Genomic DNA, 25,860 nt, shown 5'->3' with positions numbered 1-25,860 from the left:
GATGGCCAAGACCAACCCCTTCACCTTTCTGCAGCAGGTGCGCACCGAAGTCGGCAAGGTCGTCTGGCCGACGCGCCGCGAGGTTCTGCTGACGACGATCATGGTCTTCATCATGGCCGCGCTGACCGCGACCTTCTTCAGCCTTGTCGATCTGGGCATCCGGGCCGGGCTGCGCGCGATCCTCGGCTGAGGGCCGGTTTTGCCTTGAATTCATGGGGGCGGGACTGTATCTGCGCCCCTGATCAAGGAACGTCGGCGCGCAGCGATTCGTGTTGCGCGCTGTTTTTTGTTCCTGAAAGCACTGAAATTACAGGGGGTTCGCCCCCGCTGACGCAAGGTGGATGAGGCATGGCGAAGCGCTGGTATTCGGTGAGCGTTCTCTCGAATTTCGAGAAGAAGGTGGCCGAGCAGATCCGGACGGCCGTGGCGGAAGCCGGGTTGCAGGATGAAATCGACGAGGTGCTGGTGCCGACCGAGGAAGTTCTTGAGGTCCGGCGCGGCAAGAAGGTGACGAGCGAGCGCCGCTTCATGCCTGGCTATGTGCTGGTGCGGATGGAGATGAGCAACAAGGGCTATCACCTGATTTCGTCGATCAACCGGGTGACGGGCTTCCTTGGCCCGCAGGGCAAGCCGATGCCGATGCGGGATGCGGAAGTGAACGCGATCCTGAACCGCGTCGAGGAAGGGCAGGAAGCGCCGCGCAACCTGATCCGCTTCGAGGTGGGTGAGAAGGTGAAGGTGACCGATGGCCCGTTCGAGGGTTTCGACGGGATGGTGGAGGAGGTCGACGAGGACCACAGCCGCCTGAAGGTCTCGGTCTCGATCTTCGGTCGGGCGACCCCGGTCGAGTTGGAATTCACGCAGGTGTCCAAGGGCATCTGACGTGCATCGCGTGGGAGGCGAGCGCCCTGTGACGGGGTGACGGACCGGACCACTAAACCGCACCTCCGGGTGCTGTGACAAAGGAGATGGCCCATGGCCAAGAAAGTAATCGGCAGCCTGAAGCTGCAAGTGAAGGCCCAGCAGGCCAACCCGTCGCCGCCGGTCGGCCCCGCGCTGGGTCAGCGCGGCCTGAACATCATGGCCTTCGTGAAGGAATTCAACGCGAAGACCGCCGACATCGCGCCGGGCACGCCGACGCCCGTCGTCATCACCTATTATCAGGACAAGTCGTTCAGCCTCGAGCTGAAGACGGCGCCTGCGTCCTATCTGCTGAAGACCGCCGCCGGTCTGCCGCCGGTGGGCAAGCGCAACCGTCCGAAGGGTTCGTCCAAGCCGGGCCGCGACGTGGCGGGCACGGTGACCGTGGCGCAGATCCGCCAGATCGCCGAGACGAAGATGAAGGACCTGAACGCCAATTCCGTGGAAGCTGCGATGCAGATCATCCTCGGTTCGGCGAAGTCCTGCGGCATCGAAGTGAAGGGCTGAGATCATGGCAAAGCTGGGTAAGCGTTCGCGCGCAGCGCAAGAGATTTTCGGCAACGCGACCAACGTGTCGGTCGAGGATGCCGTGGCCCTGATCAAGAAGGCGGCTTCGGCCAAGTTCGACGAGACGGTCGAAATCGCGATGAACCTTGGCGTGGACCCCCGCCATGCGGACCAGATGGTGCGCGGCGTGGTGCAACTGCCGAACGGCACGGGCAAGACCGTGCGCGTGGCGGTCTTCGCCCGTGGGGCCAAGGCCGATGAGGCCAAGGCTGCGGGTGCGGATATCGTGGGTGCCGAAGACCTGATGGAAACCATCATGGGCGGCAAGATCGAGTTCGACCGTTGCATCGCGACGCCGGACCTGATGCCGCTGGTCGGCCGTCTGGGCAAGATCCTCGGCCCGCGCAACCTGATGCCGAACCCGAAGGTCGGCACGGTGACCATGGACGTGAAAACGGCTGTCGAAGCTGCCAAGGGCGGCGAAGTGCAGTTCAAGGTCGAAAAGGCCGGCGTCATCCATGGTGGCGTGGGCAAGGTGTCCTTTGACGCGGACAAGCTGGCGCAGAACATCCGCGCCTTCGTGGACGCCGTCAACAAGGCCAAGCCGTCGGGTGCGAAGGGCGCCTATCTGAAGAAGGTCTCGCTGTCCTCGACCATGGGTCCGGGCGTGTCGGTCGACCTGTCTTCGGCCACGGCGAACTGAGACGATCACCTTTCGGGTGAGACAGGCCGGCCCCCTTTGCGGGGCCGGTTCTTTTTTGGGTTGGTGACAAGGCCGGGCGGCGGCTAGGGTGGAGCGTGGATCACGAGTGGGCGCCATGAGGGATGACGGCCTTGAGCGTAGTGCGGTGCTTTCCGAGCCGGTGACGGTGGTGGAGCGTGCCATGGCCGTTCCGGACGGGCGGAAGCGCCGGGCGACGGTGGTGGACGCCTGCGGCGCGCCCGTTGTGGATGCGGGAACCTTTCGCCATGACAGCTTTGTCGCGGCGGAATTCGTGGACCGCGACAAGGAGCCGCCTGTGGAGAAACTGGCTGGCACATGGCTGTTCGGCGGGATGTTCTGGCTGCATTTCGGGCATTTCCTGTTCGAGACGATCTCCCGGCTTTGGGCAGTGCCCGGGTTGCGCGGCCAGGTCGACGGGATCGTGTTCTTCCGATCCCACGCGCATCGCGAACCACCGCGCCTCTTTTCGACGATCCTGCAGCGGCTGGATATCGACCTGCCAATCCGGTTCATCGATTCCCCGACGGAGTTCGAGCGGTTGGTCGTGCCGCGACAGGGCTGCGGGATGGGGGCGCTTTCGGCTGGAACGCCTGCATTCCGTGCCTTCGTGCGTGACAGGTTGCAGACCATCGCGCCACGGGTAGGGGCGGAACGGATCTATCTGACGCGAGAGGGGTATCGCCTGCAGCGGGGCGGGATCTTTGCGGAAAGCCATCTGCGCGGCTTGCTGGAGGCCGAGGGCTATACGGCCTTTTCGCCTGAACAGCATGCTTTCGATGTGCAGGTGGCAACCTATCTGGGGGCGCGGCATATCGTCGGGCCTGACAGTTCGGCGCTGCATCTGGTGGGGTTTACGGCACCGCCCGAGGCGGAGGTGGCGATCCTCTTGCGCCGGCATGGCGGGGAGCGGGACGTCTTGCCGCAACTGGCCGGGTTCATGGGGCGCAGGCCGCTGGTGGTAGATGCAATAGCGCGGCTTTATCGGCGCGACAACGAGCGCAATCCGAACTGGTCGCTTTTCGCGGAGCTTGACCTGCCCATGCTGGGAGCCGCGTTGCAGGATGGCGGGTTCATCGAAGGCGTGGCCCGATGGCGTCCCTTGCGCGGGGCGACGCGGCAGGCGCTGCTGGTGAAATACGAGAAGGTCCTTGGCGCGCCCTTCTCGATGATCTGGCAGAGGCGTCAGAAGGCTGCCGGTGCCGAGCAGGGCCGGGCGGGGGCGGAGGGCGGAACCTAGCGGACGTGGCGCTGCGAAAGTGATTGCGATCCGGGGCTTGGAAAGCGCGCGAGGGGGCTATATAGCGGCACTCTGCATGGCCTGCCCCGATTCGTCGGGAGGGTTGTGCATTTCGTCCGAGACGGTGGGTGCGGGGCGCATGCCTTGCTTAATTTCCCTCCTGAGATGAGTGAACGAGACAGATTTCCGGGGGTTCTCCCTCGGGCGATCCTGGCCTCGGGACATCCATCGGACCCGAACGCCCCTGCTTGCGGGGGATACATGAGCCGGGGGGAAACCCCCACACTTGGAGTGAAACTGTGGATAGAGCCCAGAAAGAGAAAGTGGTCGAGGAACTCGGCCAGATCTTCGAAAGCTCTGGCGTTGTGGTGGTTGCCCACTACACGGGTATGACGGTTGCACAGATGCAGGACCTGCGCGCGAAGATGCGCGAAGTTGGCGGGTCCGTACGCGTTGCCAAGAACAAGCTCGCCAAGATCGCCCTTGAAGGGAAACCCGGCGTAAAGATGGGTGACCTGCTCACGGGCATGACCGTGCTTGCCTATTCGGAAGATCCTGTGGCTGCTGCCAAGGTGACCGAGGCCTATGCCAAGACGAACGACAAGTTCGTCATCCTTGGCGGGGCCATGGGCGAGACCGTGCTGGACCAGGCTGGTGTCAAGGCCGTGGCTGCCATGCCGTCGCGCGAAGAGCTTATCGCTCAGATCGTGTCGTGCATCGGTTCGCCCGCGTCGAGCATTGCCGGGGCCATTGGCGCGCCTGCTTCGAACATCGCGAGCATCCTGTCGACCATCGAGGAGAAGGCTGCGGCCTGATCCCTGGCATACCCGCGTGGTTGACCCCATCGCGTTGGACCCCATCTTAACCTTACGGAATGAGCAAAATGGCTGATCTGAACAAACTCGCCGAAGAAATCGTCGGCCTGACCCTCCTGCAGGCTCAGGAACTGAAGACCATCCTGAAAGACAAGTACGGCATCGAGCCGGCCGCCGGTGGCGCCGTCATGATGGCCGCTGGCCCGGCTGCTGGCGCTGCTGCCGCTCCGGCCGAAGAGCAGACCGAATTCGACGTCGTCCTGACGGATGCCGGCGCGAACAAGATCAACGTGATCAAGGTCGTGCGCGAAATCACCGGTCTGGGCCTGAAGGAAGCCAAGGACCTGACCGAAGCCGGTGGCAAGGTGAAGGAAGCTGTCTCCAAGGCCGACGCCGAGGCGATGAAGAAGAAGTTCGAAGAGGCTGGCGCCAAGGTCGAACTGAAGTAATCGGGCAGGATGCGCATCGCATCCTGACATCGGTTTTCAGGCTGGGTCGGGGATTTCCCCGGCCCAGCCGAACCTGTCTTGAAAGGGGCATTCCTGCCCGCAGGCGAATGCCCCTTTCAAGGCGCGGTTCAAGGTTCGGGAGCCTTCCGGTGGGACGGGGGGCATGAATGGGACCTGATACCCCCTTATCGCAAACGGCGCGCGCCCGTGGCCCCGACGGACCCGCGCCAGCGACACGAGAAAAAGGTGACGACGCACATGGCGCAAGCTTACGTTGGCCAGAAACGCATCCGCCGCTATTACGGCAAGATCCGCGAAGTCCTGGAGATGCCGAACCTCATCGAGGTTCAGAAATCCTCCTATGACCTGTTCCTGAAATCCGGCGATGCGGACAAGCCGCTGGATGGCGAAGGGATTCAGGGGACGTTCCAGTCGGTGTTCCCGATCAAGGACTTCAACGAGACCGCGGTTCTGGAGTTCGTGAAATACGAGCTGGAGAAGCCGAAATACGACGTGGACGAGTGCCAGCAGCGCGACATGACCTATGCGGCGCCCCTGAAGGTGACGCTGCGTCTGATCGTTTTCGATGTCGATGAAACCACCGGCGCGCGGTCGGTGAAGGACATCAAGGAACAGGACGTCTACATGGGCGACATGCCCCTGATGACGTCGAACGGCACCTTCATCGTGAACGGCACGGAACGCGTGATCGTTTCCCAGATGCACCGGTCGCCCGGCGTGTTCTTCGACCATGACAAGGGCAAGACGCATTCCAGCGGCAAGCTGTTGTTCACCTGCCGGATCATTCCCTATCGCGGGTCGTGGCTGGACTTCGAATTCGACGCCAAGGACATCGTCTTTGCGCGCATCGACCGCCGCCGCAAACTGCCGGTGACGACGCTGCTCTATGCGCTTGGCATGGATCAGGAAGGCATCATGGATGCCTATTACGACACCGTCATGTTCAAGCATGTGAAGAACAAGGGCTGGGTGACCAAGTTCTTCCCGAACCGCGTTTCCGGCACGCGGCCGACCTATGATCTGGTCGACGCTGCCTCGGGCGAGGTGATCCTGAAGGCGGGCGAGAAGGCCACGCCGCGGATGGTGAAGAAGTGGAAGGATGAAGGTCAGGTGACGGAGCTTCTGGTTCCGTTCGACCACATCGTCGGGCGCTATGTCGCCAAGGACATCATCAACGAAGAGACCGGGGAAATCTGGGTCGAAGCCGGTGATGAATTGACGATGGAGTATGACCGCGACGGCGAGGTGAAGGGCGGCAGCCTGAAGGTGCTGCTGGATCAGGGCATCACTGAGATCCCGGTTCTGGACATCGACAACGTGAACGTCGGCCCCTACATCCGCAACACGATGGCGGCGGACAAGAACATGGGCCGCGACACCGCGCTCATGGACATCTACCGCGTGATGCGTCCGGGCGAACCGCCGACCGTGGAAGCGGCGAGCGCGCTGTTCGACACGCTGTTCTTCGATTCCGAGCGTTATGATCTTTCTGCGGTTGGCCGCGTGAAGATGAACATGCGTCTGGATCTGGGCAAGCCGGACACCCAGCGCACGCTTGACCGCGAGGACATCATCGCCTGCATCAAGGCGCTGACGGAACTGCGCGATGGCAAGGGCGAGATCGACGATATTGACCACCTCGGCAACCGCCGCGTCCGTTCGGTCGGCGAGTTGATGGAGAACCAGTATCGCGTCGGCCTGCTGCGCATGGAGCGCGCGATCAAGGAGCGGATGTCGTCGGTGGAAATCGACACGATCATGCCGCAGGACCTGATCAACGCGAAGCCTGCCGCCGCTGCGGTGCGGGAATTCTTTGGCTCCAGCCAGCTTTCGCAGTTCATGGACCAGACGAACCCGCTTTCGGAAGTCACGCACAAGCGCCGCCTGTCGGCGCTCGGGCCGGGCGGTCTGACGCGGGAACGTGCGGGCTTTGAAGTCCGCGACGTTCACCCGACGCATTATGGCCGGATGTGCCCGATCGAAACGCCGGAAGGCCAGAACATCGGTCTGATCAACTCGCTGGCGACCTTTGCCCGCGTGAACAAGTACGGCTTCATCGAAACCCCCTACCGCAAGGTGGTCGACGGTCAGGTGACCGACGAGGTCGTCTATATGTCGGCGACCGAGGAAATGCGTCACACGGTTGCGCAGGCGAACGCCAATCAGGATGCGGACGGCAAGTTCAAGGATGACCTGATCTCCAGCCGGAAGGCCGGGGAATTCATGCTGAACCCGCCGGAAGCCATTGACCTGATCGACGTGTCGCCCAAGCAGTTGGTGTCGGTCGCGGCCTCGCTCATTCCGTTCCTTGAGAATGACGACGCGAACCGCGCGCTGATGGGGTCGAACATGCAGCGTCAGGCGGTGCCGCTGCTGCAATCGGATGCGCCTTTCGTCGGCACGGGGATCGAGGCGGTCGTCGCCCGTGACTCGGGTGCGGCCATCATGGCGCGCCGTTCGGGTGTCATCGACCAGGTGGACGCGACGCGTATCGTCGTGCGGGCGACCGAGATGCTGGAACCCGGCGAGCCGGGCGTCGACATCTATCGTCTGCGCAAGTTCAAGCGGTCGAACCAGTCGTCCTGCATCAACCAGCGCCCGCTGGTGAAGGTGGGCGACAAGGTCGCGCGCGGCGAGGTGATCGCCGACGGCCCCTGCACGGACATGGGCGAACTGGCCCTTGGCCGGAACGTGGTCGTCGCGTTCATGCCGTGGAACGGGTACAACTACGAGGACTCGATCCTGATCTCGGAGCGCATCCTGCGGGATGACGTGTTCACCTCGATCCATATCGAGGAATACGAGGTCGCGGCGCGGGATACGAAGCTGGGGCCGGAAGAGATCACGCGCGACATCCCGAACGTCGGCGAAGAGGCGCTGCGGAACCTCGACGAGGCGGGGATCGTCTATATCGGTGCCGAAGTTCAGCCGGGCGACATCCTTGTGGGCAAGATCACGCCCAAGGGTGAAAGCCCGATGACGCCGGAAGAAAAGCTTCTGCGCGCCATCTTCGGCGAGAAGGCGTCGGACGTGCGGGATACCTCGCTGCGCCTGCCGCCGGGGGCCTATGGCACCATCGTGGAAGTGCGGGTCTTCAACCGTCACGGCGTCGACAAGGACGAGCGTGCGCTGCAGATCGAGCGTGAGGAAGTGGAACGTCTGGCGCGGGACCGCGATGACGAGCAGGCCATTCTGGAGCGCAACATCTATGCGCGCCTGAAGACGCTGATCCTTGGCAAGACCGCCGTGAAGGGGCCGAAGGGCATCAAGACCGGGTCGACCATCGACGAGGAACTGCTGGGCACGCTGTCGCGCGGCCAGTGGTGGCAGCTTGCCCTTGGGGAAGAGGCCGATGCGAAGGAAGTCGAGGCCCTGCACGACCAGTTCGAGGCGCAGAAGCGTGCGCTGGAACATCGGTTCGAGGACAAGGTCGAGAAGGTCCGTCGCGGCGATGACCTGCCTCCGGGCGTGATGAAGATGGTCAAGGTCTTCGTCGCGGTGAAGCGCAAGCTGCAGCCGGGCGACAAGATGGCCGGCCGTCACGGCAACAAGGGCGTCATCTCGAAGGTCGTGCCGATGGAGGACATGCCCTTCCTTGCGGATGGCACCCCGGTTGACCTCGTTCTGAACCCGCTCGGCGTGCCGTCGCGGATGAACGTGGGGCAGATCCTTGAGACGCATATGGGCTGGGCCGCGCGCGGCCTTGGCCTGAAGATCGACGAAGCGCTGCAGGAATACCGTCGTTCCGGCGACCTGACCCCTGTGCGCGAGGCGATGCGTCTGGCCTATGGCGACGAGACCTATGGCGAGGCCTTCTCTGACCTCGACGAGGATGATCTGGTCGAGAAGGCGGGCTATGTGTCGCGCGGCGTGCCGATTGCCACCCCGGTCTTTGACGGGGCCAAGGAGATGGACGTGAACGACGCGCTGAAGCGCGCCGGGTTCGACCAATCCGGTCAATCGGAGGTCTTCGACGGCCGCACGGGCGAGAAGTTCGCGCGGAAGGTGACGGTGGGCGTGAAGTACATGCTCAAGCTGCACCACCTTGTCGACGACAAGCTGCACGCCCGTTCGACGGGGCCGTACTCGCTGGTCACGCAGCAGCCGCTGGGTGGCAAGGCGCAGTTCGGCGGTCAGCGTCTGGGGGAGATGGAGGTCTGGGCTCTGGAAGCCTATGGCGCCGCCTATACCCTGCAGGAGATGCTGACGGTGAAGTCGGACGACGTGGCAGGCCGGACCAAGGTCTACGAGTCGATCGTCAAGGGCGAGGACAACTTCGAGGCGGGCGTTCCCGAGAGCTTCAACGTTCTTGTGAAGGAAGTCCGCGGCCTCGGCCTGAACATGGAACTCCTGGATGCGGAGGAGGAGTGAGCGGATGGCGGGGTGAACCCCGCCTTACGGTCCTTCGGTATGGCGGGGTGAACCCCGCCCTACGCCCCTTCCCCGCAGCCCCGATCTTAGGGAAATGAAATGAACCAGGAACTGACCAACAACCCGTTCAACCCGGTTGCGCCGATCAAGACCTTCGACGAGATCAAGATCAGCTTGGCATCGCCCGAGCGGATCCTGTCGTGGTCCTATGGCGAGATCAAGAAGCCGGAAACGATCAACTATCGCACGTTCAAGCCGGAGCGTGACGGCCTGTTCTGCGCCCGTATCTTCGGGCCGATCAAGGACTATGAGTGCCTCTGCGGCAAGTACAAGCGCATGAAGTATCGCGGCGTCGTCTGCGAGAAGTGCGGTGTGGAAGTCACGCTGCAGAAGGTGCGGCGCGAGCGGATGGGCCATATCGAACTGGCCGCGCCCGTGGCGCATATCTGGTTCCTGAAATCGCTGCCGTCGCGCATCGGCCTGATGCTGGACATGACGCTGCGGGATCTGGAACGCATCCTGTATTTTGAGAACTATGTCGTCATCGAACCCGGGCTGACGGACCTGACCTATGGTCAGCTGATGACCGAGGAAGAGTATCTGGACGCGCAGGACCAGTATGGCGCGGATGCCTTCACCGCCAATATCGGCGCGGAAGCCATTCGGGAAATGCTGGCGGCGATCGACCTTGAGCAGACGGCGGAAACGCTGCGTGAAGAGCTGAAGGAAGCCACGGGCGAGCTGAAGCCGAAGAAGATCATCAAGCGGCTGAAGATTGTCGAGTCCTTCCTTGAATCCGGCAACCGGCCGGAATGGATGGTTCTGACCGTTCTGCCGGTGATCCCGCCGGAACTGCGCCCGCTGGTGCCGCTGGATGGTGGCCGCTTCGCGACGTCGGACCTGAACGACCTGTATCGTCGAGTCATCAACCGGAATAACCGACTGAAGCGGCTGATCGAACTGCGTGCGCCCGATATCATCGTGCGCAACGAAAAGCGGATGCTGCAGGAAGCGGTGGACGCGCTGTTCGACAACGGCCGTCGTGGCCGCGTGATCACGGGCACCAACAAGCGCCCGCTGAAATCGCTGTCCGACATGCTGAAGGGCAAGCAGGGCCGGTTCCGCCAGAACCTGCTGGGCAAGCGCGTGGACTTTTCGGGCCGTTCGGTCATCGTGACCGGGCCGGAACTGAAGCTGCACCAATGCGGTCTGCCGAAGAAGATGGCGCTGGAGCTGTTCAAGCCGTTCATCTATTCGCGGCTTGAAGCGAAGGGGCTTTCCTCCACCGTCAAGCAGGCGAAGAAGCTGGTCGAGAAGGAGCGTCCGGAGGTTTGGGATATTCTGGATGAGGTCATCCGCGAACATCCCGTGCTGCTGAACCGCGCGCCGACGCTGCACCGTCTGGGGATTCAGGCGTTCGAGCCGATCCTGATCGAAGGCAAGGCGATCCAGCTGCATCCGCTGGTCTGTTCGGCCTTCAACGCCGACTTCGACGGCGACCAGATGGCCGTGCACGTTCCGCTGTCGCTGGAAGCGCAGTTGGAAGCGCGCGTTCTGATGATGTCCACGAACAACGTGCTGTCGCCCGCGAACGGCGCGCCGATCATCGTGCCGTCGCAGGACATGGTTCTTGGCCTTTACTACGTCACCATGGAACGCAAGGGCATGGTCGGCGAGGGCAAGATCTTCGCCGATATCGACGAGGTGGAACATGCGCTGGCGGCGGGCGAGGTGCATCTGCACGCCTCCATCACCGCGCGTCTGAAACAGATCGACGACGAGGGCAACGAGGTCTGGAAGCGCTACAAGACGACCCCCGGTCGTCTGCGTCTGGGCAACCTTCTGCCCTTGAACGCAAAGGCGCCGTTCGAACTGGTGAACCGTCTGCTGCGGAAGAAGGACGTGCAGGCCGTCATCGACACCGTCTACCGCTACTGCGGCCAGAAGGAATCGGTGATCTTCTGCGACCAGATCATGGGTCTGGGCTTCCGCGAGGCGTTCCGTGCGGGCATCTCGTTCGGCAAGGACGACATGCTGATCCCGGACTCCAAGTGGACCATCGTGAACGAGGTTCGCGATCAGGTGAAGGAATTCGAACAGCAGTACATGGACGGCCTGATCACCCAGGGTGAGAAGTACAACAAGGTCGTCGATGCCTGGTCGAAATGTTCCGACAAGGTCGCGGGCGAGATGATGGCCGAAATCTCGGCGGTCCGTTTCGATGATGCGGGCGCGGAGAAGGAGCCGAACTCGGTCTATATGATGTCGCACTCCGGTGCGCGGGGGTCGCCGGCGCAGATGAAGCAGCTTGGCGGGATGCGCGGCCTGATGGCCAAGCCGTCGGGCGAGATCATCGAGACGCCGATCATCTCGAACTTCAAGGAAGGTCTGACCGTTCTTGAATACTTCAACTCGACCCACGGCGCGCGGAAGGGTCTGGCGGATACGGCACTGAAGACGGCGAACTCGGGTTACCTGACCCGCCGTCTGGTGGACGTGGCGCAGGATTGCATCGTGCGCGTCAACGATTGCGGCACGGATCGTGCGATCACGGCGGAAACGGCCGTGAACGACGGCGAAGTGGTGCAGTCGCTGGCCGAGCGCGTGCTGGGCCGCGTCGCGGCGGACGACATCCTTGTTCCGGGTACGGATGAGGTGATCGTGGCGCGCGGCGAGCTGATCGACGAGCGCAAGGCGGATGCGATCGATGCGGCGGCGGTGCAGACCGCGCGTATCCGCAGCCCGCTGACCTGCGAGGCGGAAGAGGGCGTCTGCGCGGCCTGCTATGGCCGTGACCTTGCCCGCGGCACGCTGGTGAACATCGGTGAAGCGGTCGGCATCATCGCCGCCCAGTCCATCGGTGAACCGGGCACGCAGCTGACGATGCGGACCTTCCACATCGGCGGTATCGCGCAGGGTGGCCAGCAGTCGTTCCTTGAAGCGTCGCAGGAAGGCAAGATCGAGTTCCGCAACGGCAACCTGCTGACCAATGCCAATGGCGAGCAGATCGTGGTGGGGCGCAACATGTCCATCGCGATCATCGACGAGGCTGGCGGGGAACGGGCCGTCCACAAGGTGGGTTACGGCGCGAAGATCCATGTGAAGGAAGGTCAGGCGGTCAAGCGCGGGACCAAGCTTTTCGAATGGGACCCCTATACCCTGCCGATCATCGCGGAAAAGGCCGGTCTGGCGAAGTTCGTGGACCTGATCTCGGGCATTTCGGTGCGCGAGGAGACGGACGAAGCCACGGGCATGACGCAGAAGATCGTGTCGGACTGGCGGTCGGCGCCGAAGGGCAACGAGCTGAAGCCCGAGATCATCGTGATGGACCCGGCGACGGGCGAACCGGTGCGCGCGGACAACGGCAACCCGATCACCTATCCGATGTCGGTGGACGCGATCCTTTCGGTTGAAGACCAGCAGGAAGTCCGTCCGGGCGACGTGGTGGCGCGTATCCCGCGCGAAGGTGCCAAGACCAAGGACATCACCGGGGGTCTTCCCCGCGTGGCGGAACTGTTCGAGGCCCGTCGTCCGAAGGATCACGCGATCATCGCGGAAACGGATGGCTATGTCCGTTTCGGCAAGGACTACAAGAACAAGCGGCGCATCACGGTGGAGCCGGTGGACGAAACCCTGCAGGCGATCGAATACATGATCCCGAAGGGCAAGCACATCCCGGTGCAGGAAGGCGACTTCGTGCAGAAGGGCGACTACATCATGGATGGCAACCCCGCGCCGCATGACATCCTGCGTATCATGGGTGTCGAGGCGCTGGCGAACTACATGATCGACGAGGTGCAGGACGTCTATCGGCTGCAGGGCGTGAAGATCAACGACAAGCACATCGAGGTGATCGTCCGCCAGATGCTGCAGAAGCTTGAGATCCTGGACAGCGGGGATACCACCCTGCTGAAGGGCGAACAGGTGGAGCGGATCGAACTGGAGGAAGAGAACGCCAAGGCCCGCAACCGCGGCCTGCGCGAGGCGAAGGCCGAGCCGGTGCTGCTGGGGATCACCAAGGCGTCGCTGCAGACGCGGTCGTTCATCTCGGCGGCTTCGTTCCAAGAGACGACCCGCGTGCTGACCGAGGCTTCGGTTCAGGGCAAGCGCGACAAGCTGGTCGGTCTGAAGGAGAACGTGATCGTCGGTCGCCTGATCCCGGCAGGGACGGGTGGGGCCACGAGCCGCGTGAAGAAGATCGCGTCGGATCGCGACCAGCATGTGATCGACGCGCGTCGGTCGGAGGCCGAAGAGGCCGCCGCCCTTGCCGCGCCGATGGACGTGATGGACATGGACGTGGACAGCGGGCTGGTCGATACGGTGGAAAGCCGGGATTGATCTGATCCGGGGTCGATGAAAGGGGCCGTCGCAGCGATGCGGCGGCCCTTTTCCTTTTGGTGTCGCTGGCGGGGTGGCGGCGGCGCATGGCGGTTGCTAGGAAGCGGGCAAGAGGAGACGACATGTCCATTTCCGACAATCTGCGCGGCGCGCTTTACATGTGCGTGGCCATGGCGGCCTTCACCATCAATGACAGCATGATGAAGGCGGCGACGCAGACCATGCCCCTGTGGCAGGCCATCGCACTGCGGGGATTGATGACCTTGGGCCCTCTGATCGCCATCGGCGCGATGACCGGGGGGCTTGATTTCCGCATGGGGCGGCGGGATGCGGTGACGGTGGGGATAAGGTCCTTTGCCGAAGTGGCCTCGACCCTGCTGTTCCTTGCCGCTCTGGTGCATATGCCGCTGGCGAACCTGTCGGCCATCATGCAATCGCTGCCGCTTGCCGTCACCTTGGCCGCATGGGCGGTGTTTGGCGACAAGGTGGGTTGGCGCCGGATGACGGCCATCCTTGTGGGCTTCGTGGGTGTGCTGATCATCGTGCGGCCGGGACCTGCCGGGTTCGACATCTATGCACTGATCGGGCTGGCCTCGGTTGCATTTGTCGTGGTGCGGGATCTGTCGACGCGGGAACTGTCGAAGGCGGTGCCGTCTGCCACGGTGGCGGTGACGGCCTCACTTTCGGTGACGGTGACGGCGCTGGCGCTTTCGCTGCCCGGCGGGTGGCAGGCGGTGAGCCTGCGGGAAGGGCTGCTGATCGCAGGGGCTGCGGCGGCCATCGTGGTGGGCTACAACTTTGCGGTGATGGTGATGCGGGTGGGCGATATCGGTTTCGTCGCGCCGTTCCGCTATACCTCGCTTCTCTGGGCGCTGGTTCTGGGCTGGGCGGTTTTCGGGACATTGCCCGATGCGCTGACGCTGTTCGGGGCAGGGCTGGTGGTTGCCTCGGGGATTTTCACCCTGTGGCGGGAGCGGAAGGTGAAGGCTGCCCGAGCCTAGGGGGGGCGTCCCGGGCAGGCGTTGACATCCCCGGCGACTCCCCCTATACGCCCGCTACCTCGTGCGCTGGCCCCTTTGGGAGTCGGCCATGGGATATCGAAAAGTGAGTGGTCATGATCCGGGCCGCAATGCCCCGATCCTCTGGAATTCCACCGCGTCGTCCCCGCAAGGGACGGATGCGGTTTTGGTGTTTTGCGATCCGCGCAGGGCATCAGTCGAGAAGCAGCGTGCCGAGGTCCGGCGCGAGTATTGACAACCGCCCAGGACGGGCAAATCGAGGTAGTTGAATGCCGACGATCCAACAGCTGATCCGCAAGCCGCGGGAAGCGAAAGTCAGAAGGTCCAAGTCGCAGCACTTGGAATCCTGCCCCCAGAAGCGTGGTGTCTGCACCCGCGTCTACACGACCACTCCGAAGAAGCCGAACTCCGCTATGCGTAAGGTCGCCAAGGTGCGCCTGACCAACGGGTTTGAGGTCATCTCCTACATCCCCGGCGAAAAGCACAACCTGCAGGAACACTCTGTGGTTCTGATCCGCGGCGGCCGCGTGAAAGACCTTCCTGGTGTGCGTTACCACATCCTGCGCGGTGTTCTGGATACCCAGGGCGTCAAAGACCGTCGTCAGCGCCGTTCGAAATACGGCGCGAAGCGTCCGAAGTGAGGAGCTGAGAGATGTCCCGCCGTCACGCCGCAGAAAAGCGCGAAATCCTGCCCGACGCCAAATATGGCGATCGCGTGCTGACCAAGTTCATGAACAACCTGATGCTGGACGGAAAGAAATCCGTCGCGGAATCGATTGTTTATGGCGCCCTTGAGCGCGTTCAGACCCGTCTGAAGCGCGAACCGATCCAAGCCTTCCACGAGGCGCTGGACAATGTGAAGCCCTCCGTCGAAGTGCGTTCGCGCCGCGTCGGTGGTGCGACCTATCAGGTCCCCGTCGAAGTGCGTTCCGAACGCCGCGAGGCGCTGGCGATCCGCTGGCTGATCACCGCCGCCCGCAAGCGCAACGAGAACACGATGGAAGAACGTCTGGCTGCCGAATTGGCCGACGCGGTGAACAACCGCGGCACCGCCGTGAAGAAGCGCGAAGACACCCACAAGATGGCCGACGCGAACAAAGCGTTCAGCCACTACCGTTGGTAAGGGGGCATCAATGGCACGCGAGTATCCGCTGAACCTCTACCGCAACTTCGGGATCATGGCCCATATCGACGCGGGCAAGACCACGACGACTGAACGCATCCTGTATTACACCGGCAAGTCCCACAAGATCGGCGAAGTCCATGACGGCGCCGCCACGATGGACTGGATGGAGCAGGAGCAGGAGCGCGGGATCACCATCACCTCGGCTGCGACCACCACCTTCTGGGAAAAGACCCTGGACGGCAAGAACGCCACGTCGCCCAAGCACCGTTTCAACATCATCGACACCCCCGGCCACGTCGACTTCACCATCGAGGTGGAGCGTTCGCTGGCGGTTCTCGACGGTGCCGTGTGCCTTCTGGACGCGAATGCCGGTGTCGAACCGCAGACCGAAACCGTGTGGCGTCAGGCTGACCGCTACAAGGTGCCGCGGCTGGTCTATGTCAACAAGATGGACAAGATCGGGGCCGACTTCTTCAAGTGCGTCCAGATGATCAAGGACCGCACCGGCGCGACCCCCTGCCCGATCGCCCTGCCGATCGGCGCCGAGGACAAGCTGGAAGGCGTCGTCGACCTCGTGACCATGAAGGAATGGGTTTACCAGGGCGAGGATCTGGGCGCTGCCTGGGAACTGCGCGAAATCCGTGCGGACCTGAAGGAACTGGCCGATGAATGGCGTTCCAAGCTGATCGAACTTGCCGTGGAGCAGGACGATGCCGCGATGGAAGCCTACCTGGAGGGCAACGAGCCGTCCGAGGATGAACTGCGCGCGCTGATCCGCAAGGGGACGCTGTCCATGGCCTTTGTGCCGGTGACGGCGGGTTCGTCCTTCAAGAACAAGGGCGTTCAGCTTGTGCTGAACTCGGTCATCGACTACCTGCCGTCGCCGCTGGACGTGCCGGCCTATATGGGCTTTGCACCGGGCGACGAGACGGAAACCCGCAACATCCCGCGTTCGGCCGATGACGCGCAGCCCTTTGCCGCGCTGGCCTTCAAGATCATGAACGACCCCTTCGTGGGCTCGCTCACCTTCACCCGCATCTATTCCGGCGTCCTGAAGAAGGGCGACCAGATGGTCAACTCGACCAAGGGCCGGAAAGAGCGCGTGGGCCGCATGATGATGATGCACGCCATCAACCGCGAGGAAATCGACGAAGCCTTCGCGGGCGACATCATCGCGCTGGCCGGTCTTAAGGAAACGACCACGGGTGACACGCTGTGTGATCCGAACAACCAGGTCGTTCTGGAAACCATGACCTTCCCGGAGCCGGTGATCGAGATCGCCGTGGAACCGAAGTCCAAGGCCGACCAAGAGAAGATGGGCCTTGCCCTCGCTCGTCTGGCTGCCGAAGACCCGTCCTTCCGCGTCGAGACCGATCTGGAATCGGGCCAGACCATCATGAAGGGCATGGGCGAACTTCACCTCGACATCCTCGTCGACCGTATGCGTCGCGAGTTCAAGGTCGAGGCGAATATCGGCGCCCCGCAGGTGGCCTATCGCGAGACGATCTCGAACGCGCATGAGATCGACTACACCCACAAGAAGCAGACCGGTGGCACGGGCCAGTTCGCCCGCGTCAAGCTGCAGATCACCCCGACGGAACCGGGCGAAGGCTATTCCTTCGAGTCGAAGATCGTCGGCGGCGCGGTGCCGAAGGAATACATCCCCGGCGTCGAAAAGGGCATCAAGTCCGTCATGGACTCGGGTCCGCTGGCCGGCTTCCCAGTCATCGACTTCAAGGTGGCGCTGGTCGACGGCGCGTTCCACGACGTCGACTCGTCGGTTCTGGCTTTCGAAATCGCGTCGCGTGCCGCGATGCGCGAAGGTCTGAAGAAGGCGGGCGCGAAGCTGCTGGAGCCCATCATGAAGGTCGAGGTCGTGACGCCGGAAGAATATACCGGTTCGATCATCGGCGACCTGACCTCGCGTCGGGGCATGGTGCAGGGGCAGGACACCCGCGGCAATGCCAACGTGATCAACGCGATGGTGCCGCTGGCGAACATGTTCGGCTACATCAACAACCTGCGGTCCATGTCTTCGGGCCGTGCGGTGTTCACCATGCTCTTCGATCACTACGACGCGGTTCCCGAGAACCTGTCGCAGGAAATCCAGAAGAAATACGCTTGATCGGTGTGGCGGGGTGAACCCCGCCCTACCAACCCCGTAGGGCGGGGTTCACCCCGCCGCCCGTAACAACGAATGAGGAGTTGCCCAGATGGCAAAGGCAAAGTTTGAACGGACGAAACCGCACGTCAACATCGGCACGATCGGCCACGTTGACCACGGCAAGACGACGCTGACGGCGGCGATCACGAAGTATTTCGGCGAATTCCGCGCCTATGACCAGATCGACGGTGCGCCGGAAGAGCGTGCGCGTGGGATCACGATCTCGACCGCGCATGTGGAATACGAGACGGAGAACCGTCACTACGCCCACGTCGACTGCCCCGGCCACGCCGACTATGTGAAGAACATGATCACGGGTGCGGCGCAGATGGACGGCGCGATCCTGGTTTGCGCGGCCTCGGACGGCCCGATGCCGCAGACGCGCGAGCACATCCTGCTTGGCCGTCAGGTGGGCATTCCGTACATGGTCTGCTACATGAACAAGGTCGACCTCGTCGATGACGAGGAGCTGCTGGAACTGGTCGAGATGGAAGTGCGCGAGCTGTTCTCGTCCTACGACTATCCCGGCGACGACATCCCGATCATCAAGGGCTCGGCCCACCAGGCCATGATCGGCGAGCGCAAGGACATCGGCGAAGACTCGATCCGCGCGCTGATGGCGGCGGTCGACAGCTACATCCCGACGCCGGCGCGTGCGATCGACCAGCCCTTCCTGATGCCGATCGAGGACGTGTTCTCGATCTCGGGCCGCGGCACGGTTGTGACCGGTCGTGTGGAGCGTGGCGTGATCAACGTCGGCGACGAAGTCGAGATCGTGGGCATCCGCGAGACGAAGAAGTCGGTCTGCACGGGCGTGGAAATGTTCCGCAAGCTGCTGGACCGCGGGGAAGCCGGCGACAACGTGGGCGTGCTGCTGCGCGGCATCGACCGTGACGGCGTGGAGCGCGGTCAGGTTCTGTGCAAGCCGAAGTCGGTGAACCCGCACACGCATTTCGAAGCCGAGGCCTACATCCTGACGAAGGAAGAAGGCGGCCGTCACACGCCGTTCTTCGCGAACTACCGCCCGCAGTTCTATTTCCGCACGACGGACGTGACGGGGACGGTGAAGCTTCCGGAAGGCACCGAGATGGTGATGCCGGGCGACAACCTGAAGTTCGAGGTCGAGCTGATCGCCCCGATCGCGATGGAAGAGAAGCTGCGCTTCGCCATCCGTGAAGGCGGCCGCACCGTCGGCGCAGGCGTCGTCTCGAAGATCATCAAGTGAGAACGCCCGTAGGGCGGGGTTCACCCCGCCTTGCGAAAAGAAACAGAGCGAATCGCCTTTCCAAAGGCATGAGCAATCTGTAAGGACGCGCGGCGCACCCTTCCGGGGGTGCGCCGCAGACCATCAACAAATGTGAACCTATGGGCCGGGCATGCCGCCCTGTCTACGTTCCGAAGGAAAACAAAGATGCAAGGTCAGACCATCCGCATCCGGCTGAAGGCCTTCGATTACCGCGTTCTGGACGCCAGCACGCAGGAAATCGTGAACACGGCCAAGCGGACCGGCGCGCAAGTGCGCGGCCCGATCCCGCTGCCGAACAAGATCGAGAAATTCACGGTTCTCCGTGGTCCGCACATCGACAAGAAGTCGCGCGACCAGTGGGAAATCCGGACGCACAAGCGTCTTCTCGACATCGTCGATCCGACCCCCCAGACCGTGGACGCGCTGATGAAGCTCGACCTCGCCGCTGGCGTGGATGTCGAGATCAAGGTTTGAGGAGGGCATGACCATGCGCTCTGGCGTTATCGCAAAGAAGCTGGGCATGACCCGGCTGTTCCTTGAAAACGGCGCACAGGTTCCTGTGACCGTTCTCCAACTCGACAACCTGCAGGTCGTGGCGCAGCGCACCGCCGAGAAGGATGGCTACACCGCCGTCCAGCTTGGCGCGGGCAATGCCAAGGCCAAGCGGACCACCGCCGCGCAGCGTGGGCACTTCGCCAAGGCGAATGTCGCCCCCAAGCGCAAGATCGCGGAATTCCGCGTGTCTCCGGACAACCTGATCGAAGTGGGCGCGGAAATCACCGCCGAGCACTATCTGGCGGGCCAGTTCGTGGACATCGCCGGCACCTCGATCGGTAAGGGTTTCGCGGGTGCGATGAAGCGGCACAACTTCGGCGGTCTGCGGGCCTCGCACGGTGTGTCGATCAGCCACCGTTCGCACGGGTCCACGGGCCAGTGCCAAGACCCCGGCAAGGTGTTCAAGGGCAAGAAGATGGCCGGTCACCTTGGTGCCGTCCGCGTGACCACGCAGAACCTGCAGGTCGTGCGCACGGATGCCGACCGTGGCCTGATCATGGTGAAGGGTGCCGTTCCCGGTTCCAAGGGCGGCTGGGTCACCATCAAGGATGCGGTGAAGAAGCCCGCGCTGAAGGATGCTCCGCGTCCGGCCGCGATCCGCACCGCTGCTGCTCCGGCTGCCGAAGTCGCGGTCGAAGGGGGTGAAGCATGAAACTCGATGTGATCAAGCTGGACGGCGGCAAGGCCGGTTCCATCGATCTGAATGAGGCGCTGTTCGGCCTTGAGCCGCGCGCGGACATCCTGCATCGCGTGGTGCGTTGGCAGCGTGCGAAGGCACAGGCTGGCACCCACTCGGTCCTTGGCAAGTCGGACGTGTCCTACTCGACCAAGAAGATCTATCGCCAGAAGGGCACCGGCGGCGCACGCCACGGGTCCCGCAAGGCGCCGATCTTCCGTCATGGTGGCGTCTACAAGGGCCCGACCCCGCGGTCGCACGCCCATGACCTGCCGAAGAAGTTCCGCGCCCTCGGGCTGCGTCACGCGCTGTCGGCCAAGGCCAAGGCGGGTGAGCTGGTGATCGTGGACAGCCTCGCGATGGCGGAAGCCAAGACCGCGATGCTGGCCAAGACCGTCAAGGAACGTGGCTGGAAGCGCGTGCTGATCATCGACGGCGCGGATGTCGACGCGAATTTCGCGCTGGCGGCCCGCAACCTCGAGGGGATCGACGTGCTGCCGACCATCGGCGCAAACGTCTATGACATCCTGAAGCGTGACACGCTGGTGATCACGAAGGCGGGTGTCGAAGCTCTGGAGGCTCGTCTGAAATGAGCGCGAAACCCGAACACTACGACCTGATCAAGAAGCCGATCATCACCGAGAAAGCGACCATGGCGTCGGAGAACGGTGCGGTGGTCTTTCAGGTCGCGATGGACGCGACGAAGCCCGCGATCAAGGAAGCCGTGGAAGCGGTCTTTGGCGTGAAGGTGAAGGCGGTGAACACCGTCGTCTCCAAGGGGAAGGTCAAGAAGTTCCGTGGCCGTCCCGGCGAGCGGAGCGACAAGAAGAAGGCCTATGTCACCCTCGAAGAGGGTAACACTATCGACGTGGCCACAGGCCTCTGATAGAAGCCGCACGAATCTCGCGGCCCCGGTTTCCGGGGCCGTGGATTTTTTGAAGAATCCGGTCCTCGCCGTGAGGCGCTGACCGACCTGCCGGGGATCTTCGGAGCCCTATAACCTCGGGTCGCAACGCGACCCCTTAAGCTGACGGAAGACAGAGAGCATGGCACTCAAGTCGTATAAACCGACGACGCCTGGCCAGCGTGGGCTGGTTCTGATCGACCGTTCGGAGCTGTGGAAAGGACGCCCCGTCAAAGCCCTCACCGAGGGTCTGACGAAGACGGGCGGCCGGAACAACACCGGACGTGTCACGATGTGGCACAAGGGCGGCGGCGCAAAGCGCCTGTACCGCGTTGTGGATTTCAAGCGCCGCAAGTTCGACATCGCGGCGACCGTGGAACGGATCGAGTATGACCCGAACCGCACCGCCTTCATCGCGCTGGTGAAGTATGCGGATGGTGAACTTTCCTATATCCTGGCGCCGCAGCGTCTGGCGGTGGGTGATCAGGTGATCGCTGGCGCCAAGACCGACGTGAAGCCCGGAAACGCCATGCCCTTCAGCGGCATGCCGATTGGGACGATCGTTCACAATGTCGAGCTGAAGCCCGGCAAGGGCGGCCAGCTGGCACGCGCGGCGGGCACCTATGCCCAGTTCGTCGGTCGTGACGGTGGCTATGCGCAGATCCGCCTGTCTTCGGGCGAATTGCGGATGGTGCGTCAGGAATGCATGGCGACCATCGGTGCCGTGTCGAACCCGGACAACTCGAACCAGAACCTCGGCAAGGCAGGCCGCAAGCGGCACATGGGCGTTCGCCCGACCGTCCGCGGTGTTGCGATGAACCCGATCGACCACCCGCATGGTGGTGGTGAAGGCCGCACCTCGGGTGGCCGTCACCCCGTTACCCCGTGGGGCAAGGGCACCAAGGGCAATCGGACCCGGTCGAACAAGCAGACGGACAAGTACATCGTCCGTTCGCGTCACGCCAAGAAAAAAGGGCGCTAATCCATGTCTCGTTCTATTTGGAAAGGCCCGTTCGTCGACGCTTACGTGCTGAAGAAAGCCGAGAAGGCGCGGGAATCGGGCAAGAACGAAGTGATCAAGATCTGGTCGCGCCGTTCCACGATCCTGCCGCAGTTCGTTGGCCTGACCTTTGGGGTCTACAACGGCCACAAGCATATCCCGGTGGCGATCACCGAGGAGATGATCGGTCAGAAGTTCGGTGAATATTCGCCGACCCGCACCTACTACGGCCATGCGGCCGACAAGAAAGCCAAGAGGAAGTAAGCCATGGGTAAGGAAAAGAATCCGCGCCGCGTGGCGGACAACGAAGCGATGGCGATTGCCCGGATGCTTCGCACCTCGCCGCAGAAACTGAACCTCGTTGCGGGCATGATCCGTGGCAAGAAGGTTGAAAAGGCTCTGGCCGACCTCACCTTCTCGAAGCGCCGGATCGCAGGTGACGTGAAGAAGTGCCTTCAGTCGGCCATTGCCAATGCCGAGAACAACCATGGGCTGGACGTGGACAACCTTGTTGTCGCGGAAGCCTGGGTTGGCAAGAACCTGGTGATGAAGCGTGGCCGTCCGCGGGCACGTGGCCGGTTCGGCAAGATCATGAAGCCGTTCAGCGAAATCACCATCAAGGTGCGTCAGACCGGGGAGTCGGCATAATGGGACAGAAGGTTAACCCCATCGGGATGCGCCTCCAGGTCAACCGGACCTGGGACAGCCGTTGGTTCGCCGAGTCGAAGGATTATGGCAACCTGCTGCTTGAAGACCTGCGGATGCGCGAGTTCATCCACGAGGAATGCAAGCAGGCGGGCGTGAGCCGCGTGATCATCGAGCGTCCTCACAAGAAGTGCCGTGTGACGATCCACACGGCGCGTCCGGGCGTGATCATCGGCAAGAAGGGTGCGGATATCGAAGGTCTGCGGAAGAAGCTGTCGGCTTTCACCGCGTCCGAACTGCATCTGAACATCGTCGAAGTCCGCAAGCCGGAACTGGACGCACAGCTGGTGGCCGAGTCGATCGCCCAGCAGATGGAGCGCCGGGTTTCGTTCCGCCGCGCGATGAAGCGCGGCGTGCAGAACGCGATGCGCATGGGCGCCCTGGGTATCCGGGTGAACGTTGCGGGTCGTCTGGGTGGTGCGGAGATCGCGCGTACGGAATGGTACCGCGAAGGCCGCGTTCCGCTGCACACGCTGCGCGCCGACATCGACTATGCGCTGTCGGAAGCCGAGACGCCCTATGGGATCATCGGTGTGAAGGTGTGGATCTTCAAGGGCGAGATCCTTGAGCATGATCCGCAGGCCCGCGACCGCCGTGCGGCGGAAGCGCAGGACGGCGCTGCGCCGCGTGCGCCGCGTCGCGACCGCGAACGCGCGTAAGGGAGTAGAAGGAAATGCTGCAACCGAAACGGACGAAGTTCCGCAAACAGCACAAGGGCCGTATCCACGGCGAGGCGAAGGGCGGCTTCCTGCTGAACTTCGGCTCCTTCGCCCTGAAGGCCACGGAACCCGAGCGTGTCACCGCGCGGCAGATCGAAGCGGCCCGCCGCGCGATCACCCGCCACATGAAGCGTCAGGGCCGTGTCTGGATACGCGTGTTCCCCGATGTGCCGGTGTCGTCGAAGCCGACCGAAGTGCGTATGGGTAAGGGCAAGGGCTCGGTCGATTACTGGGCGGCCAAGGTGAAGCCCGGCCGCATCATGTTCGAGATCGACGGCGTGTCCGAGGTCATCGCGCGTGAGGCGTTGCGTCTGGGGGCGATGAAGCTTCCGGTCACGACGCGCATCGTGGCGAAGGAAGACTGGTAAGTATCGGCGGGGTGAACCCCGCCCTACGGGCCCCTGCCGGTGACGGCGGGGGCCTTTTCTTTTGGAATAGTGCTTGCCCTTGGGGTGCGCCTTCTGTAATGGGACGCATCCACGGTTCCGGGGCGACTCGGAATCGTCGATTAATCATTGATCCACCGGGTTCAGGGTTACCCTTCCGAGAAGGGGCTCTCTGGTGATTGAAAAAAGGACGAAGGCCGTGAAAGCCGAAGAACTGCGGGGCAAGACCCCTGATCAGCTGCGTGACAGTCTGGTCGCACTGAAGAAGGAAGCCTTCAACCTGCGCTTCCAGCAGGCCACCGGCCAGCTCGAGAATACCGCCCGGTTCAACGCCATCCGCAAGGACGTGGCGCGCATCAAGACGGTGCTGAACCAAAAAGCCGCTGAAGCCGCGAAGTAAGAGGACCACGAAATGCCCAAGCGTATCCTGCAAGGTGTCGTGACCTCGGACAAGAACGCCCAGACGATCACCGTTCTGGTCGAGCGCCGCTTCAAGCACCCGCTGCTGCAGAAGACCGTCCGCAAGTCCAAGAAGTACCGGGCCCACGACGAGCACAACAAGTTCAAGGTCGGCGACACCGTTCGTATCGAAGAGTGCGCGCCCATCTCGAAGACGAAACGTTGGACGGTGGTCGTCGAGGCGTAAGCCTCGGGCCTCCGTTCGGCACGAACGAAACCCTGGGACGGTTGCAGATCATGACCGTTCCCAAAGGTCGGGAGTAACCCAATGATCCAGATGCAGACCAATCTGGATGTTGCTGACAACTCCGGCGCGCGCCGGGTTCAGTGCATCAAGGTTCTGGGCGGTTCGCACCGCCGCTACGCATCCGTCGGCGACATCATCGTGGTGTCGGTGAAGGAAGCGATTCCGAAGGGCCGCGTGAAGAAGGGGGACGTCCGCAAGGCCGTCGTCGTTCGCACCGCCAAGGAAGTCCGCCGTGAAGACGGCACGTCCATCCGTTTCGACCGCAACGCCGCCGTCATCCTGAACAACCAGGGTGAACCGGTCGGCACCCGTATCTTCGGGCCGGTCGTGCGCGAGCTGCGTGCCAAGAACTTCATGAAGATCATCTCGCTGGCTCCGGAGGTGCTCTGATGGCTGCGAAGCTCAAGAAAGGTGACACGGTCATCGTGCTCACCGGCAAGGACAAGGGCAAGAAAGGCGAGATTTCCGCCGTCATGCCGAAGGACAACAAGGCCATCGTCGACGGCGTGAACGTCGCGATCCGCCACACCAAGCAGTCCGCGTCGTCGCAGGGCGGCCGTCTGCCGGTGTCGCAGCCGATCGACCTGTCGAACCTGGCGATCGTGGACAAGAACGGCAAGGCCACCCGCGTCGGCTTCCGCATGGAAGGCGACAAGAAGGTGCGCTACGCCAAGTCGACCGGGGAGGCGATCTGATGCTTGACGCAGCAACCTATACCCCGCGTCTGAAGGCCGAGTACGTGTCGAAGATCCGGGCGGCCATGAAGGCGGAGTTCGGCTACAAGAACGACATGCAGATCCCGCGTCTGGACAAGATCGTCCTGAACATGGGCGTCGGCGAAGCCGTCAAGGACACCAAGAAGGTGAAGCAGGCGGCCGAAGAGCTCTCGCAGATCGCCGGCCAGAAGGCCGTGATCACCCACGCCAAGAAGTCGATCGCCGGCTTCCGCGTCCGGGAAGAGATGCCGCTCGGCTGCAAGGTCACCCTTCGTGGCGACCGTATGTACGAATTCCTCGACCGTCTGATCACGATCGCCCTGCCGCGCGTCCGCGACTTCCGCGGCGTGAAGGGCACGTCCTTCGACGGCCGTGGCAACTATGCCATGGGCCTGAAGGAGCACATCGTGTTCCCCGAGATCAACTTCGACAAGGTCGACGAAGTTCTGGGGATGGACATCATCATCTGCACGAACGCGAAGACCGACGCGGAAGCCAAGGCGCTGTTGAAGCATTTCAACATGCCCTTCACGTCGTAAGCGCGAGGAACCTGAG

28 protein-coding genes are annotated in these 25,860 nt (G+C 62.9%); all 28 read left to right on the top strand.

Features of this window, described 5'->3' with window-relative positions:
• The first annotated feature begins 1 nt into the window (after window position 1).
• Window positions 2-190 carry a preprotein translocase subunit SecE gene (gene secE, locus TabM4_RS16700; RefSeq protein ID WP_434614897.1) on the top strand — a complete coding sequence of 63 codons (189 nt, stop codon included), beginning with the start codon at window positions 2-4 and terminating at the stop codon, window positions 188-190.
• 158 nt (window positions 191-348) lie between these two features.
• Window positions 349-882, top strand: coding sequence for a transcription termination/antitermination protein NusG (gene nusG, locus TabM4_RS16695; RefSeq protein WP_434614894.1), 534 nt, complete (start codon window positions 349-351; stop codon window positions 880-882).
• Between the two features lie 93 nt (window positions 883-975).
• The gene (gene rplK, locus TabM4_RS16690) at window positions 976-1,428 is read left to right on the top strand and encodes a 50S ribosomal protein L11 (RefSeq protein ID WP_434614891.1); all 453 of its coding nucleotides are present in this window, start codon (window positions 976-978) and stop codon (window positions 1,426-1,428) included.
• A 4-nt stretch (window positions 1,429-1,432) separates the two neighbouring features.
• Window positions 1,433-2,131 (top strand): 50S ribosomal protein L1, encoded by a 699-nt coding sequence (rplA, locus tag TabM4_RS16685; protein ID WP_434614888.1) that lies wholly within the window; start codon window positions 1,433-1,435, stop codon window positions 2,129-2,131.
• 115 nt (window positions 2,132-2,246) lie between these two features.
• Window positions 2,247-3,389 carry a glycosyltransferase family 61 protein gene (locus TabM4_RS16680; RefSeq protein ID WP_434614885.1) on the top strand — a complete coding sequence of 381 codons (1,143 nt, stop codon included), beginning with the start codon at window positions 2,247-2,249 and terminating at the stop codon, window positions 3,387-3,389.
• Between the two features lie 299 nt (window positions 3,390-3,688).
• Entirely contained in the window at window positions 3,689-4,204 is a 516-nt protein-coding gene (gene rplJ, locus TabM4_RS16675; RefSeq protein ID WP_101921463.1) for a 50S ribosomal protein L10, read from the top strand.
• 68 nt (window positions 4,205-4,272) lie between these two features.
• Window positions 4,273-4,653, top strand: coding sequence for a 50S ribosomal protein L7/L12 (gene rplL / locus TabM4_RS16670; protein ID WP_434614882.1), 381 nt, complete (start codon window positions 4,273-4,275; stop codon window positions 4,651-4,653).
• Between the two features lie 258 nt (window positions 4,654-4,911).
• A complete protein-coding gene (gene rpoB / locus TabM4_RS16665; protein ID WP_434614879.1) occupies window positions 4,912-9,045 on the top strand; it encodes a DNA-directed RNA polymerase subunit beta in 4,134 nt (1,377 codons plus the stop codon).
• Window positions 9,046-9,144: 99 nt separating this feature from the next.
• Window positions 9,145-13,383 (top strand): DNA-directed RNA polymerase subunit beta', encoded by a 4,239-nt coding sequence (gene rpoC, locus TabM4_RS16660; protein WP_434614876.1) that lies wholly within the window; start codon window positions 9,145-9,147, stop codon window positions 13,381-13,383.
• Between the two features lie 122 nt (window positions 13,384-13,505).
• Entirely contained in the window at window positions 13,506-14,384 is an 879-nt protein-coding gene (locus TabM4_RS16655; RefSeq protein WP_434614873.1) for a DMT family transporter, read from the top strand.
• Between the two features lie 287 nt (window positions 14,385-14,671).
• Window positions 14,672-15,043, top strand: coding sequence for a 30S ribosomal protein S12 (gene rpsL / locus TabM4_RS16650; RefSeq protein ID WP_023667098.1), 372 nt, complete (start codon window positions 14,672-14,674; stop codon window positions 15,041-15,043).
• A gap of 11 nt (window positions 15,044-15,054) precedes the next feature.
• Entirely contained in the window at window positions 15,055-15,525 is a 471-nt protein-coding gene (gene rpsG / locus TabM4_RS16645; protein ID WP_434614870.1) for a 30S ribosomal protein S7, read from the top strand.
• Between the two features lie 10 nt (window positions 15,526-15,535).
• Window positions 15,536-17,653 carry an elongation factor G gene (gene fusA / locus TabM4_RS16640; protein WP_434614867.1) on the top strand — a complete coding sequence of 706 codons (2,118 nt, stop codon included), beginning with the start codon at window positions 15,536-15,538 and terminating at the stop codon, window positions 17,651-17,653.
• A gap of 88 nt (window positions 17,654-17,741) precedes the next feature.
• Window positions 17,742-18,917, top strand: coding sequence for an elongation factor Tu (gene tuf, locus TabM4_RS16635; protein WP_434614864.1), 1,176 nt, complete (start codon window positions 17,742-17,744; stop codon window positions 18,915-18,917).
• 186 nt (window positions 18,918-19,103) lie between these two features.
• Window positions 19,104-19,412, top strand: a complete 309-nt coding sequence (rpsJ, locus tag TabM4_RS16630; protein ID WP_023666234.1) for a 30S ribosomal protein S10 — start codon at window positions 19,104-19,106, stop codon at window positions 19,410-19,412.
• A 13-nt stretch (window positions 19,413-19,425) separates the two neighbouring features.
• On the top strand, window positions 19,426-20,145 hold the full coding sequence (gene rplC, locus TabM4_RS16625; protein ID WP_434622133.1) for a 50S ribosomal protein L3: 720 nt from the start codon (window positions 19,426-19,428) through the stop codon (window positions 20,143-20,145).
• Window positions 20,142-20,762: a 50S ribosomal protein L4 gene (gene rplD / locus TabM4_RS16620; protein ID WP_434614860.1), complete on the top strand. Its 621-nt coding sequence runs from the start codon at window positions 20,142-20,144 to the stop codon at window positions 20,760-20,762. Before rplC ends, rplD begins: the two co-directional genes overlap by 4 nt.
• Window positions 20,759-21,055: a 50S ribosomal protein L23 gene (locus TabM4_RS16615; protein WP_165047529.1), complete on the top strand. Its 297-nt coding sequence runs from the start codon at window positions 20,759-20,761 to the stop codon at window positions 21,053-21,055. The genes rplD and TabM4_RS16615 overlap by 4 nt, the downstream gene beginning before the upstream one ends.
• A 160-nt stretch (window positions 21,056-21,215) precedes the next feature.
• Window positions 21,216-22,055 carry a 50S ribosomal protein L2 gene (gene rplB / locus TabM4_RS16610; RefSeq protein ID WP_434614857.1) on the top strand — a complete coding sequence of 280 codons (840 nt, stop codon included), beginning with the start codon at window positions 21,216-21,218 and terminating at the stop codon, window positions 22,053-22,055.
• Window positions 22,056-22,058: 3 nt separating this feature from the next.
• Window positions 22,059-22,337 carry a 30S ribosomal protein S19 gene (gene rpsS / locus TabM4_RS16605; protein WP_161761223.1) on the top strand — a complete coding sequence of 93 codons (279 nt, stop codon included), beginning with the start codon at window positions 22,059-22,061 and terminating at the stop codon, window positions 22,335-22,337.
• 3 nt (window positions 22,338-22,340) lie between these two features.
• Complete coding sequence (rplV, locus tag TabM4_RS16600; protein ID WP_101921450.1) at window positions 22,341-22,721, top strand: 50S ribosomal protein L22; 381 nt, start codon at window positions 22,341-22,343, stop codon at window positions 22,719-22,721.
• On the top strand, window positions 22,721-23,437 hold the full coding sequence (rpsC, locus tag TabM4_RS16595) for a 30S ribosomal protein S3 (protein WP_434614853.1): 717 nt from the start codon (window positions 22,721-22,723) through the stop codon (window positions 23,435-23,437). The genes rplV and rpsC overlap by 1 nt, the downstream gene beginning before the upstream one ends.
• A 14-nt stretch (window positions 23,438-23,451) precedes the next feature.
• Window positions 23,452-23,865 carry a 50S ribosomal protein L16 gene (gene rplP, locus TabM4_RS16590; protein WP_023666242.1) on the top strand — a complete coding sequence of 138 codons (414 nt, stop codon included), beginning with the start codon at window positions 23,452-23,454 and terminating at the stop codon, window positions 23,863-23,865.
• A gap of 217 nt (window positions 23,866-24,082) precedes the next feature.
• Window positions 24,083-24,283 carry a 50S ribosomal protein L29 gene (gene rpmC, locus TabM4_RS16585; RefSeq protein ID WP_031339252.1) on the top strand — a complete coding sequence of 67 codons (201 nt, stop codon included), beginning with the start codon at window positions 24,083-24,085 and terminating at the stop codon, window positions 24,281-24,283.
• Window positions 24,284-24,295: 12 nt separating this feature from the next.
• The gene (rpsQ, locus tag TabM4_RS16580; protein ID WP_101921444.1) at window positions 24,296-24,529 is read left to right on the top strand and encodes a 30S ribosomal protein S17; all 234 of its coding nucleotides are present in this window, start codon (window positions 24,296-24,298) and stop codon (window positions 24,527-24,529) included.
• A gap of 81 nt (window positions 24,530-24,610) precedes the next feature.
• Window positions 24,611-24,979, top strand: a complete 369-nt coding sequence (gene rplN / locus TabM4_RS16575) for a 50S ribosomal protein L14 (RefSeq protein ID WP_023666245.1) — start codon at window positions 24,611-24,613, stop codon at window positions 24,977-24,979.
• Complete coding sequence (rplX, locus tag TabM4_RS16570) at window positions 24,979-25,284, top strand: 50S ribosomal protein L24 (protein ID WP_023666246.1); 306 nt, start codon at window positions 24,979-24,981, stop codon at window positions 25,282-25,284. Before rplN ends, rplX begins: the two co-directional genes overlap by 1 nt.
• Window positions 25,284-25,844 (top strand): 50S ribosomal protein L5, encoded by a 561-nt coding sequence (gene rplE, locus TabM4_RS16565; protein WP_434614847.1) that lies wholly within the window; start codon window positions 25,284-25,286, stop codon window positions 25,842-25,844. Before rplX ends, rplE begins: the two co-directional genes overlap by 1 nt.
• Window positions 25,845-25,860: the final 16 nt, after the last annotated feature.

Source organism: Tabrizicola sp. M-4, from assembly GCF_051132405.1.
Taxonomy (GTDB): domain Bacteria; phylum Pseudomonadota; class Alphaproteobacteria; order Rhodobacterales; family Rhodobacteraceae; genus Paragemmobacter.
The sequence above is the reverse complement of the archived record's forward strand: the minus strand, read 5'-3'. Positions and strand labels throughout refer to the sequence as shown.

What these genes read in the sequence shown, in the direction of transcription:
- secE (WP_434614897.1), top strand. Translation starts at nt 2, where the DNA reads ATGGCCAAGACCAACCCCTTCACCTTTCTGCAGCAGGTGCGCACCGAA.
- nusG (WP_434614894.1), top strand. Translation starts at nt 349, where the DNA reads ATGGCGAAGCGCTGGTATTCGGTGAGCGTTCTCTCGAATTTCGAGAAG.
- rplK (WP_434614891.1), top strand. Translation starts at nt 976, where the DNA reads ATGGCCAAGAAAGTAATCGGCAGCCTGAAGCTGCAAGTGAAGGCCCAG.
- rplA (WP_434614888.1), top strand. Translation starts at nt 1,433, where the DNA reads ATGGCAAAGCTGGGTAAGCGTTCGCGCGCAGCGCAAGAGATTTTCGGC.
- TabM4_RS16680 (WP_434614885.1), top strand. Translation starts at nt 2,247, where the DNA reads ATGAGGGATGACGGCCTTGAGCGTAGTGCGGTGCTTTCCGAGCCGGTG.
- rplL (WP_434614882.1), top strand. Translation starts at nt 4,273, where the DNA reads ATGGCTGATCTGAACAAACTCGCCGAAGAAATCGTCGGCCTGACCCTC.
- rpoB (WP_434614879.1), top strand. Translation starts at nt 4,912, where the DNA reads ATGGCGCAAGCTTACGTTGGCCAGAAACGCATCCGCCGCTATTACGGC.
- rpoC (WP_434614876.1), top strand. Translation starts at nt 9,145, where the DNA reads ATGAACCAGGAACTGACCAACAACCCGTTCAACCCGGTTGCGCCGATC.
- TabM4_RS16655 (WP_434614873.1), top strand. Translation starts at nt 13,506, where the DNA reads ATGTCCATTTCCGACAATCTGCGCGGCGCGCTTTACATGTGCGTGGCC.
- rpsL (WP_023667098.1), top strand. Translation starts at nt 14,672, where the DNA reads ATGCCGACGATCCAACAGCTGATCCGCAAGCCGCGGGAAGCGAAAGTC.
- rpsG (WP_434614870.1), top strand. Translation starts at nt 15,055, where the DNA reads ATGTCCCGCCGTCACGCCGCAGAAAAGCGCGAAATCCTGCCCGACGCC.
- fusA (WP_434614867.1), top strand. Translation starts at nt 15,536, where the DNA reads ATGGCACGCGAGTATCCGCTGAACCTCTACCGCAACTTCGGGATCATG.
- tuf (WP_434614864.1), top strand. Translation starts at nt 17,742, where the DNA reads ATGGCAAAGGCAAAGTTTGAACGGACGAAACCGCACGTCAACATCGGC.
- rpsJ (WP_023666234.1), top strand. Translation starts at nt 19,104, where the DNA reads ATGCAAGGTCAGACCATCCGCATCCGGCTGAAGGCCTTCGATTACCGC.
- rplC (WP_434622133.1), top strand. Translation starts at nt 19,426, where the DNA reads ATGCGCTCTGGCGTTATCGCAAAGAAGCTGGGCATGACCCGGCTGTTC.
- rplD (WP_434614860.1), top strand. Translation starts at nt 20,142, where the DNA reads ATGAAACTCGATGTGATCAAGCTGGACGGCGGCAAGGCCGGTTCCATC.
- TabM4_RS16615 (WP_165047529.1), top strand. Translation starts at nt 20,759, where the DNA reads ATGAGCGCGAAACCCGAACACTACGACCTGATCAAGAAGCCGATCATC.
- rplB (WP_434614857.1), top strand. Translation starts at nt 21,216, where the DNA reads ATGGCACTCAAGTCGTATAAACCGACGACGCCTGGCCAGCGTGGGCTG.
- rpsS (WP_161761223.1), top strand. Translation starts at nt 22,059, where the DNA reads ATGTCTCGTTCTATTTGGAAAGGCCCGTTCGTCGACGCTTACGTGCTG.
- rplV (WP_101921450.1), top strand. Translation starts at nt 22,341, where the DNA reads ATGGGTAAGGAAAAGAATCCGCGCCGCGTGGCGGACAACGAAGCGATG.
- rpsC (WP_434614853.1), top strand. Translation starts at nt 22,721, where the DNA reads ATGGGACAGAAGGTTAACCCCATCGGGATGCGCCTCCAGGTCAACCGG.
- rplP (WP_023666242.1), top strand. Translation starts at nt 23,452, where the DNA reads ATGCTGCAACCGAAACGGACGAAGTTCCGCAAACAGCACAAGGGCCGT.
- rpsQ (WP_101921444.1), top strand. Translation starts at nt 24,296, where the DNA reads ATGCCCAAGCGTATCCTGCAAGGTGTCGTGACCTCGGACAAGAACGCC.
- rplN (WP_023666245.1), top strand. Translation starts at nt 24,611, where the DNA reads ATGATCCAGATGCAGACCAATCTGGATGTTGCTGACAACTCCGGCGCG.
- rplX (WP_023666246.1), top strand. Translation starts at nt 24,979, where the DNA reads ATGGCTGCGAAGCTCAAGAAAGGTGACACGGTCATCGTGCTCACCGGC.
- rplE (WP_434614847.1), top strand. Translation starts at nt 25,284, where the DNA reads ATGCTTGACGCAGCAACCTATACCCCGCGTCTGAAGGCCGAGTACGTG.